We start from the raw sequence: 14,110 nt of genomic DNA, 5'->3' as shown, positions 1-14,110 counted from the left end.
TTATGTCCTCCATGCGTACTCACTATTGCGGTCTCGTGACCGAAGAACTGTCGGGCCAGGAAGTGGCCCTCACCGGCTGGGTGCAGCGTCGCCGCGATCACGGTGGCGTGATCTTCATCGACCTGCGCGACCGCGAAGGCCTGGTGCAGGTGGTGTGCGATCCCGATCGCCCGGAAATGTTCAAGGCTGCCGAAGAGATCCGCAACGAGTTCTGCATCCGCGTTACGGGCAAGGTCCGCCCGCGTCCGGCCGGGACCGAGAACGCCAACCTGACCTCGGGCAAGATCGAGGTGCTGTGCCATGAGCTGACCGTGCTCAACCCGTCGGTGACGCCCCCGTTCCAGCTCGACGACGACAACCTGTCCGAGACCACCCGCCTGACGCACCGCGTGCTGGACCTGCGCCGCCCGCAGATGCAGTACAACCTGCGCCTGCGCTACAAGGTGGCCATGGAAGTGCGCAAGTACCTGGACGCGCAAGGCTTCATCGACATCGAGACCCCGATGCTGGGCAAGAGCACGCCCGAAGGCGCGCGCGATTACCTGGTGCCGTCGCGGACCAACCCGGGCCACTTCTTCGCGCTGCCGCAATCGCCGCAGATCTTCAAGCAGATGCTGATGGTGTCGGGCTTCGACCGCTACTACCAGATCACCAAGTGCTTCCGCGACGAGGACCTGCGCGCCGACCGCCAGCCCGAGTTCACGCAGATCGACTGCGAGACCTCGTTCCTGAGCGAGCAGGAGATCCGCGACCTGTTCGAGGACATGATGCGCACGGTGTTCAAGAACGCCATCGACGTCGACCTGGACGCCAGCTTCCCGGTGATGGAATTCCGCGAAGCCATGGCCCGCTTCGGTTCGGACAAGCCTGACCTGCGCGTCAAGCTCGAATTCACCGAACTGACCGACGCCATGAAGGACGTCGACTTCAAGGTGTTCGCCGGCCCCGCCAACAGCGAGAACGGCCGCGTGGTCGGCCTGTGCGTGCCGGGCGGCGCCGCCATCTCGCGCAGCGAGATCGATGCCTACACCCAGTTCGTCGCCATCTACGGTGCCAAGGGCCTGGCCTGGATCAAGGTCAACGAAGTGGCCAAGGGCCGCGACGGCCTGCAATCGCCGATCGTCAAGAACCTGCACGACGCGGCCATCGCCGAGATCCTGAAGCGCACCGGCGCCAAGGACGGCGACATCATCTTCTTCGGCGCGGACAAGGCCAAGGTCGTCAACGACGCCATCGGCGGCCTGCGCCTGAAGATCGGCCACTCCGAGTTCGGCAAGACCCACGGCCTGTTCGAGGACGTGTGGAAGCCGCTGTGGGTGATCGACTTCCCGATGTTCGAGTACGACGAGGAAGATGCCCGCTGGGTCGCCATGCACCACCCGTTCACCAGCCCCAAGGATGAGCACCTGCAATACCTGGAAACCGATCCGGGCAAGTGCATCGCCAAGGCCTATGACATGGTCCTGAACGGCTGGGAAATGGGCGGTGGCTCGGTGCGGATCTTCCGCGAGGACGTGCAGAGCAAGGTGTTCCGCGCCCTGAAGATCGGCGAGGAAGAAGCACGTGCCAAGTTCGGCTACCTGCTGGACGCGCTGCAATACGGCGCGCCCCCGCACGGCGGCCTGGCCTTCGGCCTGGACCGCATCGTCACCATGATGGCCGGCGCCGATTCGATCCGCGACGTGATCGCCTTCCCCAAGACCCAGCGCGCGCAAGACTTGCTCACGCAAGCGCCGAGCTCGGTCGACGAGAAGCAACTGCGCGAGCTGCATATCCGCCTGCGCGCTGCAGAGCCGAAGACCGCCTGAGCCGGGCTTTCGCCTGCTTGAGAAGGGCCGCGCGCAAGCGCGGCCTTTTTGTTTTATCCCTATCGCCCTAAACGCTCGCCGCGCTTGCGGGTAGGCCTGCCTCTCGCGCCCGCCCCACCCACACCACGCACACCAGCGACAGCGCCGCAGATCCCGCATAGAACACCGCCATCGGCCACCACTGCGGGAAGAACCTGTCCGCCAGCAGCGTTGCCAGCAGCGGCGTCAGGCCGCCGGCGAAGGCGCCGCACACCTGGTACGACAGCGAGATGGCGGTGTAGCGGATGCGCGCGGCGAACATGCCGGTGACAAAGCCGGCAATGACGGCGTAATAGCCCGATTCGCATAGCGTGGCGATGGCGATGCCCAGGAATACCGTGTGCGGCTGCCCCATGCGCACCAGGGGCAGCATGACGAACGGCACCACGATGGCGCAAGCGGCGACGATGGCGAGCACGCGCCGGGTGCCGAAGCGGTCAGCCAGATGCGCCGCGCCCAGCTGCACGAAGAACTGCAGCACCGCCACCCAGAACATGCAGTCGAGAATCATTGCCCGGTCCAGCGCCAGGTACTGCGTCGCATACGAGATCATGAAGATGTTGCTGAAGTACACGCCGGCGATGCCGTACACGTTGGCGCCGATCGCCAGCACGATCAGCGGCCACGCGCGTAGTGCTTCGGCCAGTGGCTGGCGGGCCACGTCGCCGGTGGCCCGCATGGTCTCGAACTCGGGCGATTCATTGACCGACCGCCGGATCACGAAGCCGACCGCCAGCAGCACCGCGCTGGCCAGGAAGGGCAGGCGCCAGCCCCATTGCATGAGGGCGTCTTGATCGAGCCGGCCCACGGCGCTGAAGGCCAGCATCGACAGGATCAGCCCGCCCGCGCTGCCAAGCTGCGCGAACGAGGCGAAGAAGGTGCGCCGGCCGGCCGGCGCGTGCTCGCCCGCCAGCAACACCGCGCCGCCCCACTCGCCGCCGACCGCAATGCCCTGCAGCACGCGCAGCGCCACCAGCGCCACGGGCGCGATCCATCCGGCCTGCGCATACGTCGGCAGGCAGCCGATCAGCACCGTGGCGATGGCCATCAAGGACAGCGTGCCCATGAGCGCGCGCTTGCGCCCGAGGCGATCGCCGATGCGGCCGAACAGCACGCCGCCAATGGGCCGCGCCAGAAAGCCGATGGCGAACGAGCCGAACGAGGCCAGCAGGCTCAGCAGGCGACTCTCTCCGGGGAAGAACAGTGGCCCGAACACCAGCGCCGCGGCGGTGGCGTAGCTGTAGAAGTCATACCACTCGATGGTGGTGCCGACAAACGATGCCAGGGCCGCGCGGCGCGGCTGGGGAGCAGGCTGGGTAGTCTGCATGGTGGGTCTCCTGATTATTGTCGGGGGAGGGATTCAGGCGCCGCGGTACTCGACGCCGGGCAGCACGCACAGTAGTTCGAACGCCAGATTGGCCCCAAGCAGCGCCGTGGTGCCGAACGGGTCGTACGGCGGCGATACCTCGACCAGGTCAGCGCCGACGATGTCCAGCCCGCGCGCGCCACGTACGATCTCCAGCGCCTGTGGCACCGTCAGCCCGCCGATCTCCGGCGTGCCGGTGCCAGGCGCGTAGGCTGGGTCGATGCCGTCGATGTCGAAACTGATGTAGACCGGGCCGCCCTGCAGGCGCGCGCTGACTTCCTCCATCAACGGTGCCAGCGACCGGTACCAGCATGCTTCGGCCGTGATCACGCGAAAGCCCTGCTGGCGGCACCAGTCGAAATCCTCGGCGGCATAGCCGGTGCCGCGCAGGCCGATCTGCACCACACGGCCGCAATCGAGCAGCCCCTCCTCCACGGCACGACGGAACGGCGTGCCGTGCGCGATCTTCTCGCCGAACATGGTGTCGTTCACGTCGGCATGCGCGTCGACATGGATCAGCCCGAGGCGGCCATACCTGGCGTGCATGGCGCGCAGGATCGGCAGCGTGACAGTGTGGTCGCCGCCCAGCCCGACCGGGCGGCAACCCGTGGCGATGATGTCGCGGTAAGCCGCCTCGATGCGCGCGATGGAGTCATGCAGGTTGTACGGATTGGTCGCCACGTCGCCGATGTCGGCCACGCGCAGCGAATCGAAGGGGGCGGCGCGCGTGGCCATGTTGTAGGGGCGCAGCAGCACGGATTCGGCCCGGATCTGGCGGGGTCCCAGGCGCGCGCCGTTACGGTTGGACGTGCCCAGGTCGAATGGCACGCCGACGAAGCAGGCATCCAGCCCGGCGGTGCTCGCGGCGGCGGGCAGCCGCATCATGGTGGCGATGCCGCCGAAGCGCGGCATGGCGTTGCCGGACATCGGCTGGAAGGGTTCGGCCTCACCGGCCGGGTGGGGTAACGTGTTTGCATGCATGGCGATCGATTCATCATGCCGCGTTCGGCGGCACGTTCTGGTGGAGACACCCGCATTCTTTCCGATTGCTCCAACGCGTAGAATGCGAAATCTCTGAACCAAACATTGATTCGGCTCGATGTATCGACCATGCTGGGACAACCTTCCGATCTTGACCTGCGCCTGATTCGCGTTTTCCTGGCGGTGGTGGATGCCAATGGCATCACGCCTGCGCAGGCGACGCTCAACGTCAGCCAGTCCACCATCAGCACGCAGCTTTCGACGCTGGAAACGCGGTTGGGCTACCGGCTGTGCGAGCGGGGGCGCAGCGGTTTCCGGCTGACCCCGCGGGGTCAGCAATTTGTCGAGTCCGGGCGCAAGCTGCTGACGGCGCTGGATGTCTTTGGCGCGGAAGCGCGCAAGGTGGGCCGCACATTGGTGGGCACGCTCAGCCTGGGCTTGATCGGGCATACGCCGGTGAGCGCCAATGCACGTATCAGCCAGGCAATCGAGCGCTTCCGCCAACGGGACGAATCCGTGCATTTCTCCGTGTTGGTGCGCTCGCCGGGAGAGCTGGAAGGGCTGCTGCTGGACGGCAAGATCCACATGGGCATCGGCTACTTCTGGCACCGTGTGCCGGCGCTGGACTACACGACCATCTTTCACGAGACGCAGCTCGCCTATGCCGGACGCAGCCATCCGCTCTTCGCCGAGGCCGGGCGCGTCGACCCGGCGGTCGCGCTCGGCCATGCGTGGGCCTGGCGCAGCTATCCGCTGCCGGAGGCGGCGGGTTCGCCGGCAGACCGGCTGGTGACGGCAGTGGCGGACAATATGGAAGCGGTGGCGATGCTGGTGCTGTCCGGACGCCACCTTGGGTACTTGCCGGCGCATTTCGCGGCGCCCTACGTGCAGCAGGGACAGCTGGCCCCGCTCGCGCCGGACGCGATGCGCTATGACGTACCGTTCGACATGGTGGTGCGCCGCAAGCCGCACCGCAACGATCTGCTGGACGCCTTCGTTGCCGACATGAAGGCGGCGCACGCCTGAAGCGCGGGAGATCCGCTCAAGTTCGGCGGCGCGGTCTCTGACGCGCCACGTGCCACAGCCGGCACCAATGGCTGGTTTCCAATTGTTACATCGCGGAACGAAGCCCCCTCCCGGCCAGTCTTCTCCCTTTATAGCGCCAAGCCGCAAGCCCATTTCGAAGGCACGCCGGCCGCGCGGGAGGAATCTGCCGTGTCCCTGGATGTTGAACTGATTCGCCAGTTTTTACTGGCTCATGCCGAAACCATCGTCACCTGGCTGGTGGCCGGGCTGGTGATGATGCTGCTGGCGCGTTTCGAGCTGCGCCGCGCGGTGCGCCGCTCGGCGGTGGCCATGTCGGAGTCCGTGGCGACCACGGTGGCGGCTTGCGTGCCGGATATCGCCCATGCCGCACAGACCGGCGGCGGTGGCGCGCCGATGCTGGAGCCGGTGGAGATGCAGCGCGCCGAGGCCCTGCGCCGGGTGGCGCTGGATACGGTGGGCACCGTCATGGCGCGCGGACGCTGGCTGGAGGACCTTGGCAACCTGAGGCTGGCCGACGAGGCCCTGTTGCAGGGCAGCCGCGGCGGCGGCGCGGATCCTTTGCTGGTGGTGGCGCCGCAGCCGGTGGTGCAGGCTTACCTGACGGCCCAGCGCGGCTTCGAGGAGTACGCCGCGCAACTGCGCGACGAGCGCCGCGAGGCCTTGCGGCTGCAGGACGGCTTGCAGGCGCTGGCTGCGGAGGCCACGCATATCGAGCAGGAAACCGGCAGCATCGTGATGCGCTTCGAGCAGGTCAACGCCCAGGCGGCCCAAGGCATGGAAGGCGGGGACTACCAGCGCTTCCTGATCCAGAAATACAACGCGCTGGGTGTGCGCGAGAAGGAGATCGCGCAGGAGCGCGCGCAGTTGCAGGCGCAACTCCAGCAATGCGCCGACCGCCTGGCGGCGCATGCGCACGCGGCTTCGCGCGAGTACACAAAGGCGCTGACCCCGTTGATGCAGCAACTGCGCGCCGCGTGGGGCCATGGCGACTCGCCGGGCGTATTCGAAACCTGGTTGCGCGAGACGCCGGTTCAGCCTAGCGCCTACGCCGCATGACTGGGCCGGGCCCGCGAGGCTGTCCCGGCGGCCATGTTTCCCATGGCGCCCGGGCGCATCTGCGGTAAGCTTGGGGACGCCGTTTGTCCTATCCCCATGTCCTACAAAATTCCTGAATCCGTCCTGGTTGTGATTCACACGCCGGACCTGCAAGTGCTGTTGATCGAGCGCGCCGACCGGCCGGGCTACTGGCAGTCCGTCACCGGCAGCCTGGACACGCCGGACGAGCCGCTGGCGCTGACGGCCGCGCGCGAGGTGGCCGAGGAAACCGGCCTGATCGCCGCCGAGCACCAACTGCAAGACTGGCAGCACACCATCGATTACGAAATCTACCCGCAGTGGCGCCACCGCTACGCACCCGGCGTGACGCGCAATACCGAGCACTGGTTTGGCCTGTGCGTGGCGCAGCCGCAGCCGGTGACGCTAGCGCCACGCGAGCACCTGCAGTATCAGTGGCTGCCGTGGCGGGAAGCCGCCGTGCTCTGCTTCTCGAGCAGCAACGCCGAGGCGGTGCTGCAGCTGGGCTGGCGGGTGCAGGGGCAGCGCGCGACCTGTGGAGCGGACCTATGAGGCTGCGCGTCGTCACCTACAACATTCACAAAGGCGTGACCGGCATCAAGGGCAAGTCCCGGATCCACAACGTGCGCGACGGCCTGCACGTGGTCAACGCCGACATCGTCTTCCTGCAGGAAGTGCAGGACCGCAATGACCGCCTGGCGGCGGCGGCTTTGTTCGATCCCGATTACACCCAGCTCAACTACCTGGCGACCGACGCGTATCCGCATTCGGTCTACGGGCGCAATGCGGTGTACGACCACGGGCACCACGGCAATGCCATCCTGTCGCGCCATCCCATCCTGATGTCGGAAAACCTCGACATCTCCGATCACCGCTTCGAGCAGCGCGGCCTGCTGCACGCGGTGGCGGACATGCACGGGGTCGAGGCCCACCTGATCTGCGTGCATTTCGGCTTGTTCGCGCGCAGCCGCGCGCGGCAGGCGGAGGCGCTGGTCAAGCGGGTGCAAGATGTGGTGCCAGCCGAGGCGCCGCTGGTGATCGCCGGGGATTTCAATGACTGGAACCACCGGCTCGACAACCTGATCTGCACCACGCTCGGGGCAACTGAGGTGTCCTCCGCCGGCGGCGCGCGGCTGCATACCTTTCCCAGCCACATGCCCTGGTGGCAACTCGACCGCATCTATGTGCGCGGCTTCGAGATCGAGCACGCCAGCGCGCTGACCGGCCGCGACTGGGCCCAGCGCTCGGACCACGTCCCCTTGATGGCGGAGCTTGCACGCATTGCCGTGCCGGAACGGCCGGTTGCCCACAAGGTCAAGGTGGGCACGTCTTCCTGAGGGCTGTCCTCAAGCCCCCATTTTCTCCAGCATGATGTCAACAAAACAGGCCTGCTTGGGCAGCGGCCGCGGGTCGCGCGGATAAAGCAGGTGCACCGGCCTTGGCGCCGGCATGGTGTCCTCCAGCAGCGGCACCAGCAGTCCGGCGGCGATGTCCGCCGCCAGCAGCACTTCCGGCTGCATCACCACCCCACAGCCGGCCAGTGCCGCGCGCCGCAGCGCCTGGCCGTTGTTGGCCGTCAGCGGCGCGGATGGTACCGCCGCCGCACCGTCTCCGGGTGCCGGCCACCCCATGCCTTGCGGCCACAACAGATGATTCAGGCAACGGTGCCCGGCCAGGTCCGCCAGCGTGCGCGGATGGCCCGCTTGCGCCAGGTAGGCCGGCGCCGCGCAGATCGCCATGCGATACGGCCGCAACGGCCGCGCCACCAGATGGTCGGAGCTGGCTAGCGCGCCGATGCGCACGGCGGCGTCGAAGCCATCGGCAATCAGGTCGGTAAAGGCGTCGTCAAGCACCAGTTCCACCGTGACTTCCGGATATCGCAGCAGGTAGGCCGATACCGCCTCGGCCACCGCCGTCTCGCCCAGCGTCACCGGCGCGGTCACGCGCAGGCGGCCGCGCGGCTGGCTGTGCAGGCGTTCCGCCACGGTCTCCGCGTTGCGCACGCGTTCCAGGATCTGCCGGCATTCCTCCAGGAACAGGCGGCCGGCTTCGGTCAGGCTCTGGCGGCGTGTGCTGCGTTGCAGCAGGCGCACGCCCAGATGCCGCTCCAATTGGCCGACATGCTTGCCCACCATCACCGCCGACAGGCCGAGCGCATCGGCGCAGGCGCTGAAGCTGCCGGCTTCGGCAGCGGCGGCAAACACTTCCATGCGGCGCAGCTTGTCCATCGATTACTAATTAATTATTAGGGATACGCGAAATCCTAGCCCATTTATCCGCCATGAATCCACTTTCACAATGCATTCCTGATGACACGGGAAGGAATTCCGTCATCCCAAACAATCGGAACCATGGGGAATGCGATGAAAATTGTTGTGATCGGAGCCAGCGGAACGATCGGCCAGGCGGTGGCAGAGAACCTGTCGGCTCGCCATGAAGTGGTACGGGTGGGAAAGTCGCGCGGCGAGCACCGGGTCGACCTGACCCGGCCGGAGTCGGTGCAAGCCTTGTTCGAAGGCATTGGCCGGGTGGACGCGATCGTCGCCACCACCGGGAGCCTGTTCTTCGGGCCGCTTGCGCAGATGCGGGCCGAGGATTTCGAGATCGGGCTGCAGGACAAGCTGCTGGGGCAGGTGCGGCTGGCGCTGGTTGGCCAGCACTTCCTGAGCGATGGCGGCTCGATCACGCTCACCAGCGGCATTGTGGGCAGCGAGCCGATCCGCATGGGCGCCAATGCCGGCAGCGTCAATGCGGCGCTGGAAGGGTTCGTGCGCAGCGCGGCGCCGGAGCTTGAGCGTGACCTGCGCATCAATGTGGTCAGCCCGACCGTGGTGCAGGAGTCATGGGCCGCATATGGCGATTTCTTCCCCGGCTACGAGCCGGTGCCGGCCGCTCGCGTCGCGCTGGCCTTCCAGCGCAGTGTGGAAGGGCCGCGCAGCGGGCATGTCTATCGCGTCTGGTGAGGCTGCGCCAGGGCAGCGGCCAGTGCAGGCGTGAGCTCGAGCGCACTGTCTCGGATCAGCTGGCAGATCGCGTCGAGGTCCGCCAGGTCCAGCACGGGCAGGGCGGTGAGCGCGGCCACCGCCTGCGGCTGGTCGCTGGCGACGGCCATGATGCTCGGCACCTCCGGCCATAGAGGCGGCGTGCCCAGGTCCGGCCGGAACACTTCCAGCTTGGGGAAGTCACTGCGCTTGTAGCCTTCCACCAGCACCAGGTCCGTGTCGGCGGGCAGCACGGCCAGCGCGTCGGCCAGTTCCGGCGAGGCCTCGGCTTCGGGGTAGTGGCGCATCAGCGTGAGGTGCCGCGCGCCTACCAGCACGACATTGGCGCAGCCGGCCTGGCGCATGCGCCAGGAGTCCTTGCCCGGGGTGTCCGGGTCAAAGCCATGGTGGGTGTGCTTGACGCCGGCCACCCGCAGGCCGGCGGCGACGAAGCGCGGGATCAGTTGATCCAGCAACGTGGTCTTGCCGCTGCCGGACGTACCGGAGATGCCGAAAACCTTCACGATGTCGGGGGCTGCGAGGGGATAAAGCGGCGACGATAGCAGAGAATGGCCGCGGCGGCGCGCATGGCCCCACACGTTGTGCGCGCCGCGCGCGTCGCCTGGCGCACGCACAGGACATCGGCGTGCCTGATAATGTGGCTCATGTCATCGATTCCGCCCCCACGCTCGCCGAAGCACGCCGGCCCGCTGCGCTCCGAATGGCGCCGCGGCAGGCCTCTGGGCGGCAACGCGGTCCGCTTGCTGCGCGGCGGCAACGAGTTCTTCCCGGCCCTGGTCGCCGCGATCGACCAGGCTGTATTCTCGGTTTCGCTCGAGACCTACATCTACGCCGACGATGCGGTCGGTGCGGCGGTGGGCGACGCGCTGATCCGCGCTGCCGGGCGGGGCGTGGCCGTGCACCTGGTGGTGGACGGCTTCGGCGCCGGCGACATGCCGGCCGGGCTTGCCGCGCGGCTGCGCGAAGGTGGCGTGTGCCTCAAGATCTTCCGTCCCCTGCGCCGTTTCAGCCTGGCGCGGCGCAACTTGCGCCGGCTGCACCGCAAGCTGGCCGTGATCGACCAGCAGATCGGCTTTGTTGGCGGCATCAACATCATCGATGACCACAACCACGGGCCCTTCGAGGGCGCCGGGCTCGGCCCCCGCTACGACTTCGCGGTGGAGGTGCGGGGCCCGCTGGTCAACCAGATCGCGCTGACCGCCGAGCGCCTGTGGTGGCAGCTATCGCTGCGCGGCGAAATGCGCAGCGTTGGCCTGGCGGGGGTGGCGGCGGAGTTTCCACTGATCACCGACCTGCCGCTGCCGCGCCAGGACCAGGCCGGCGGCATGCGCGCCGTGCTGCTGCTGCGCGACAACCTGCGCAACCGCCGCGCCATCGAGCGCCAGTACCTGCAAGCACTGGGTGGCGCGCGGCGGGAAGTGATCATTGCCAACGCGTACTTCCTGCCTGGGCACAAGATGCGCCGCGCCCTGCTGGCCTGCCGCAAGCGGGGGGTGCGCGTGCGGCTGTTGCTGCAGGGCATGGTGGAGTATCGTTTGCAGCACTATGCGACCCACTCGCTCTACGCGACCTTGCTTGCGGCCGGCGTGGAGATCCACGAATACGCCGATAGTTTCCTGCACGCCAAGGTAGCCGTGGTAGATGACGCCTGGGCCACGGTGGGCTCCAGCAATATGGATCCATTCAGCCTGCTACTGGCGCGCGAAGCCAATGTGGCCGTCTATGACAGCGCGTTTTGCGCTGAGCTGCGCCAGGAGCTGGAGCATGCCATTGCCTCGCGCAGCGTCGAGGTCAAGGCCGCCACGCACGCGCGCCGTTCGGCGGTGCGCCGGATGGCGAGCTGGACCGCCTATATGGTGCTGCGTGTCGGCGTGATCATCGCCGGCGTGACAGGGCGGTACTGATCGCGGGACAATACTGCGCGGGGCGATGTTGCTGTGCATCACGCGCGGCAACAATGATCGCTATCTTGCTGCGTCGCGGCATGTTGCAGCGCAGGAGCGCTGCCGCTGCGTTTAGAAACCCCGATCTAATTAAAAGCTTGCTGCCAGCGGGCGCGATCACAATAATCTGAACGGTCGTTCTTTTTTGCCTTAGACTGCGTGCATTCGGGTCTGCCAGGCGGTGAAGCAGCCAGCCGGGCAGCGAAAAAATGCATTAAGTCAGGGTCATACGCGGTGCGATCCGTTTCGCGCCGCGAAGAACGGAGAAAAAATCATGCGACACCAGTCAGCTCGTCTCGAATCCGCCACTTCCGCGTCCCCCGCGCCCATGCGCAAGGGGGAAATGACGCGCGTGGCCATTCTGGATGCCGCGCTGGAATTGTCGTCCCGCGACGGGCTCGAAGGCTTGACCATCGGGCTGCTCGCGGAACGCATGCAGATGAGCAAAAGCGGCGTCTTCGCGCATTTCGGTTCGCGCGAGGACTTGCAGGTGGAAGTAGTGCGCGAGTATCACCGCCGGTTCGAGCAGGAGGTTTTCTATCCTTCGCTGCACGAGCCGCGCGGGCTGCCGCGCCTGCAGTCCATGGTGCGCCGCTGGATGGAAAAGCGCATCCAGGAAGTGACCACGGGATGCATCTACATCAGCGGGGCGGTGGAGTACGACGACCGCGCGGAAAGCCCGGTGCGTGACGAACTCGTCAAGAGCGTCACCATCTGGCGCGCCGCGCTCACGCGTGCCATCGACCAGGCACGGGAAGAGGGGCACCTGTGCGCGGATTGCGATCCTCGCCTGATGCTGTTTGAAATGTACAGCCTTGAACTAGGCTTGCATCATGACGCCCGCTTCCTGCGCTTGCCCGCGAGTGCCGAGCTAGCCATGGTCGCGCTCAATAAATTGATTCAGTCCTACCGTACCTGACGCCGCCGCGGCGTCCCGTGCCGGATCGTGCACGGGCGGCGTAGCGGCTTTGCAAACCTCCAAGGAGTCTTTGATGGGCCAATACACCGCACCGTTGCGCGACATGCAGTTCGTGCTCCATGAATTGCTCGGCGTGGAAGCCGAACTCAAGGCGCTGCCGAAGCACGCTGACGTTGACGCGGACACCATCAACCAAGTGCTTGAGGAAGCCGGCAAGTTCTGCTCCGAGGTGGTATTCCCGCTCAACCAGAGCGGCGACCGCGAAGGCTGCACCTACGTTGGCGACGGCGTGGTGACGGCGCCCAAGGGCTTCAAGGAAGCGTACAAGCAGTACGTGGAAGCCGGCTGGCCGGCCCTGGGCTGCGACCCGGAATACGGCGGCCAGGGCCTGCCCATCCTGGTCAACAACGCCTTGTACGAGATGCTGAACTCGGCCAACCAGGCGTGGACCATGTACCCCGGCCTGTCGCACGGCGCGTATGAAGCGCTGCACGCGCACGGCACGCCCGAGCTGCAGAAGCTGTACCTGCCCAAGCTGGTCTCCGGCGAATGGACCGGCACCATGTGCCTGACCGAGCCGCATTGCGGCACCGACCTGGGCATCCTGCGCAGCAAGGCCGAGCCGCAGGTTGACGGATCCTACACCATCACCGGCACCAAAATCTTTATCTCGGCCGGCGAGCACGATCTCTCCGCCAACATCATCCACCTGGTGCTGGCGCGCCTGCCGGACGCACCGCAGGGCACCAAGGGCATCTCGCTGTTCGTGGTGCCGAAGTTCGTCCCCGATGCCAACGGCAACCCGGGCGAGCGCAACGGCATCAAGTGCGGCTCGATCGAGCACAAGATGGGCATCCACGGCAATGCCACCTGCGTGATGAACCTGGACGGCGCGCGCGGCTGGCTGGTGGGCGAGCCCAACAAGGGCCTGAACGCCATGTTCGTGATGATGAACGCTGCCCGCCTGGGCGTAGGCATGCAGGGCCTGGGCCTGACCGAAGTGGCCTACCAGAACTCGCTGGCTTACGCCAAGGACCGCCTGCAGATGCGCGCGCTGACCGGTCCCAAGGCACCGGACAAGCCGGCCGACCCGATCATCGTGCACCCGGACGTGCGCCGCATGCTGCTGACGCAGAAGGCCTTTGCCGAAGGCGGCCGCGCGTTCAGCTACTGGACCGCGCTGCAGATCGACCGCGAGCTGTCGCACCCGGACGAGTCCGTGCGCAAGGAAGCGGGCGACCTGGTCGCGCTGCTCACGCCCGTGATCAAGGCCTTCCTGACCGACAACGCGTTCACCGCCACCAACGAAGGCATGCAGGTCTTTGGCGGCCACGGCTACATCGCCGAGTGGGGCATGGAGCAATATGTGCGCGACGCACGCATCAACATGATCTACGAAGGCACCAACACCATCCAGGCACTGGACCTGCTGGGCCGCAAGATCCTGGGCGACATGGGCGCCAAGATGAAGGCCTTCGGCAAGATCGTGCAAGCGTTCGTCGAGGAAGAGGGCACCAACGAAGCCATGCAGGAGTTCGTCAACCCGCTGGCCGAACTGGGCGACAAGGTGCAGAAGCTCACCATGGAAATCGGCATGAAGGCCATGGCCAACCCCGACGAAGTCGGCGCCGCCGCGGTGCCTTACCTGCGCGTGGTGGGCCACCTGGTGTTCTCGTACTTCTGGGCCCGCATGGCCAAGATAGCGCTGGACAAGGAAGCCAGCGGCGACAAGTTCTACACCACCAAGCTGGCGACCGCACGCTTCTACTTTGCCAAGCTGCTGCCGGAGACGGCTTCGCAGATCCGCATGGCGCGCGCTGGCTCGGCCACGCTGATGGCGCTGGACGCGGATTTGTTCTGACGGACTGTTTGTCCTGAATTAATGCGGTTGTCTTAGCGCGGGCGCAAGCTACTGGCTCTGACGGTGTCGA

General features: G+C 66.5%; 13 protein-coding genes. 9 read left to right on the top strand and 4 right to left on the bottom strand.

What is annotated here, in order from left to right; genetic code table 11:
• The first annotated feature begins 2 nt into the window (after positions 1 to 2).
• Complete coding sequence (gene aspS, locus ACGLHR_RS28195) at positions 3 to 1,808, top strand: aspartate--tRNA ligase (RefSeq protein WP_400097592.1); 1,806 nt, start codon at positions 3 to 5, stop codon at positions 1,806 to 1,808.
• Between the two features lie 67 nt (positions 1,809 to 1,875).
• Here aspS and ACGLHR_RS28190 read toward each other — a convergent pair whose 3' ends face one another.
• Together ACGLHR_RS28190 and speB are read right to left on the bottom strand one after the other, a co-directional pair.
• On the bottom strand, positions 1,876 to 3,174 hold the full coding sequence (locus ACGLHR_RS28190; RefSeq protein WP_400097590.1) for an MFS transporter: 1,299 nt from the start codon (positions 3,172 to 3,174) through the stop codon (positions 1,876 to 1,878).
• Between the two features lie 33 nt (positions 3,175 to 3,207).
• Positions 3,208 to 4,194 carry an agmatinase gene (speB, locus tag ACGLHR_RS28185; RefSeq protein WP_400097589.1) on the bottom strand — a complete coding sequence of 329 codons (987 nt, stop codon included), beginning with the start codon at positions 4,192 to 4,194 and terminating at the stop codon, positions 3,208 to 3,210.
• A gap of 129 nt (positions 4,195 to 4,323) precedes the next feature.
• Here speB and ACGLHR_RS28180 point away from each other — a divergent pair, with 129 nt between their 5' ends.
• The 4 genes from ACGLHR_RS28180 to ACGLHR_RS28165 all read left to right on the top strand — a co-directional run bounded on the left by ACGLHR_RS28180 (position 4,324) and on the right by ACGLHR_RS28165 (position 7,652).
• On the top strand, positions 4,324 to 5,220 hold the full coding sequence (locus ACGLHR_RS28180; protein WP_400097587.1) for a LysR family transcriptional regulator: 897 nt from the start codon (positions 4,324 to 4,326) through the stop codon (positions 5,218 to 5,220).
• Positions 5,221 to 5,409: 189 nt separating this feature from the next.
• Entirely contained in the window at positions 5,410 to 6,297 is an 888-nt protein-coding gene (locus tag ACGLHR_RS28175) for a hypothetical protein (protein ID WP_400097585.1), read from the top strand.
• Positions 6,298 to 6,393: 96 nt separating this feature from the next.
• Positions 6,394 to 6,867: a dihydroneopterin triphosphate diphosphatase gene (gene nudB / locus ACGLHR_RS28170; protein ID WP_400097583.1), complete on the top strand. Its 474-nt coding sequence runs from the start codon at positions 6,394 to 6,396 to the stop codon at positions 6,865 to 6,867.
• Positions 6,864 to 7,652 (top strand): endonuclease/exonuclease/phosphatase family protein, encoded by a 789-nt coding sequence (locus tag ACGLHR_RS28165; RefSeq protein ID WP_400097581.1) that lies wholly within the window; start codon positions 6,864 to 6,866, stop codon positions 7,650 to 7,652. The genes nudB and ACGLHR_RS28165 overlap by 4 nt, the downstream gene beginning before the upstream one ends.
• Before the next feature lie 9 nt (positions 7,653 to 7,661).
• Here the strand turns inward: ACGLHR_RS28165 and ACGLHR_RS28160 are convergent, their stop codons facing one another.
• Positions 7,662 to 8,543 carry a LysR family transcriptional regulator gene (locus tag ACGLHR_RS28160; protein WP_400097579.1) on the bottom strand — a complete coding sequence of 294 codons (882 nt, stop codon included), beginning with the start codon at positions 8,541 to 8,543 and terminating at the stop codon, positions 7,662 to 7,664.
• Between the two features lie 135 nt (positions 8,544 to 8,678).
• Between ACGLHR_RS28160 and ACGLHR_RS28155 the strand changes: the two genes are divergently transcribed.
• The gene (locus tag ACGLHR_RS28155) at positions 8,679 to 9,278 is read left to right on the top strand and encodes a short chain dehydrogenase (protein ID WP_400097577.1); all 600 of its coding nucleotides are present in this window, start codon (positions 8,679 to 8,681) and stop codon (positions 9,276 to 9,278) included.
• Here ACGLHR_RS28155 and mobB read toward each other — a convergent pair.
• Entirely contained in the window at positions 9,263 to 9,820 is a 558-nt protein-coding gene (gene mobB, locus ACGLHR_RS28150; RefSeq protein WP_318236642.1) for a molybdopterin-guanine dinucleotide biosynthesis protein B, read from the bottom strand. The genes ACGLHR_RS28155 and mobB overlap by 16 nt on opposite strands.
• A gap of 141 nt (positions 9,821 to 9,961) precedes the next feature.
• Between mobB and clsB the strand changes: the two genes are divergently transcribed.
• From clsB to ACGLHR_RS28135, 3 genes are all read left to right on the top strand, one after another.
• Entirely contained in the window at positions 9,962 to 11,221 is a 1,260-nt protein-coding gene (clsB, locus tag ACGLHR_RS28145; RefSeq protein ID WP_400097575.1) for a cardiolipin synthase ClsB, read from the top strand.
• Positions 11,222 to 11,588: 367 nt separating this feature from the next.
• Positions 11,589 to 12,179 carry a TetR/AcrR family transcriptional regulator gene (locus tag ACGLHR_RS28140; protein WP_043418171.1) on the top strand — a complete coding sequence of 197 codons (591 nt, stop codon included), beginning with the start codon at positions 11,589 to 11,591 and terminating at the stop codon, positions 12,177 to 12,179.
• A gap of 73 nt (positions 12,180 to 12,252) precedes the next feature.
• Positions 12,253 to 14,040 carry an acyl-CoA dehydrogenase C-terminal domain-containing protein gene (locus ACGLHR_RS28135; protein ID WP_400097573.1) on the top strand — a complete coding sequence of 596 codons (1,788 nt, stop codon included), beginning with the start codon at positions 12,253 to 12,255 and terminating at the stop codon, positions 14,038 to 14,040.
• Positions 14,041 to 14,110: the final 70 nt, after the last annotated feature.

The sequence above is a fragment of the Cupriavidus sp. CuC1 genome (assembly GCF_044627735.1).
GTDB lineage: Bacteria > Pseudomonadota > Gammaproteobacteria > Burkholderiales > Burkholderiaceae > Cupriavidus > Cupriavidus ulmosensis.
The sequence above is the reverse complement of the archived record's forward strand: the minus strand, read 5'-3'. Positions and strand labels throughout refer to the sequence as shown.

What these genes read in the sequence shown, in the direction of transcription:
- aspS (WP_400097592.1), top strand. Translation starts at nt 3, where the DNA reads ATGTCCTCCATGCGTACTCACTATTGCGGTCTCGTGACCGAAGAACTG.
- ACGLHR_RS28190 (WP_400097590.1), bottom strand. Translation starts at nt 3,174, where the DNA reads ATGCAGACTACCCAGCCTGCTCCCCAGCCGCGCCGCGCGGCCCTGGCA.
- speB (WP_400097589.1), bottom strand. Translation starts at nt 4,194, where the DNA reads ATGCATGCAAACACGTTACCCCACCCGGCCGGTGAGGCCGAACCCTTC.
- ACGLHR_RS28180 (WP_400097587.1), top strand. Translation starts at nt 4,324, where the DNA reads ATGCTGGGACAACCTTCCGATCTTGACCTGCGCCTGATTCGCGTTTTC.
- nudB (WP_400097583.1), top strand. Translation starts at nt 6,394, where the DNA reads ATGTCCTACAAAATTCCTGAATCCGTCCTGGTTGTGATTCACACGCCG.
- ACGLHR_RS28165 (WP_400097581.1), top strand. Translation starts at nt 6,864, where the DNA reads ATGAGGCTGCGCGTCGTCACCTACAACATTCACAAAGGCGTGACCGGC.
- ACGLHR_RS28160 (WP_400097579.1), bottom strand. Translation starts at nt 8,543, where the DNA reads ATGGACAAGCTGCGCCGCATGGAAGTGTTTGCCGCCGCTGCCGAAGCC.
- ACGLHR_RS28155 (WP_400097577.1), top strand. Translation starts at nt 8,679, where the DNA reads ATGAAAATTGTTGTGATCGGAGCCAGCGGAACGATCGGCCAGGCGGTG.
- clsB (WP_400097575.1), top strand. Translation starts at nt 9,962, where the DNA reads ATGTCATCGATTCCGCCCCCACGCTCGCCGAAGCACGCCGGCCCGCTG.
- ACGLHR_RS28140 (WP_043418171.1), top strand. Translation starts at nt 11,589, where the DNA reads ATGCGCAAGGGGGAAATGACGCGCGTGGCCATTCTGGATGCCGCGCTG.
- ACGLHR_RS28135 (WP_400097573.1), top strand. Translation starts at nt 12,253, where the DNA reads ATGGGCCAATACACCGCACCGTTGCGCGACATGCAGTTCGTGCTCCAT.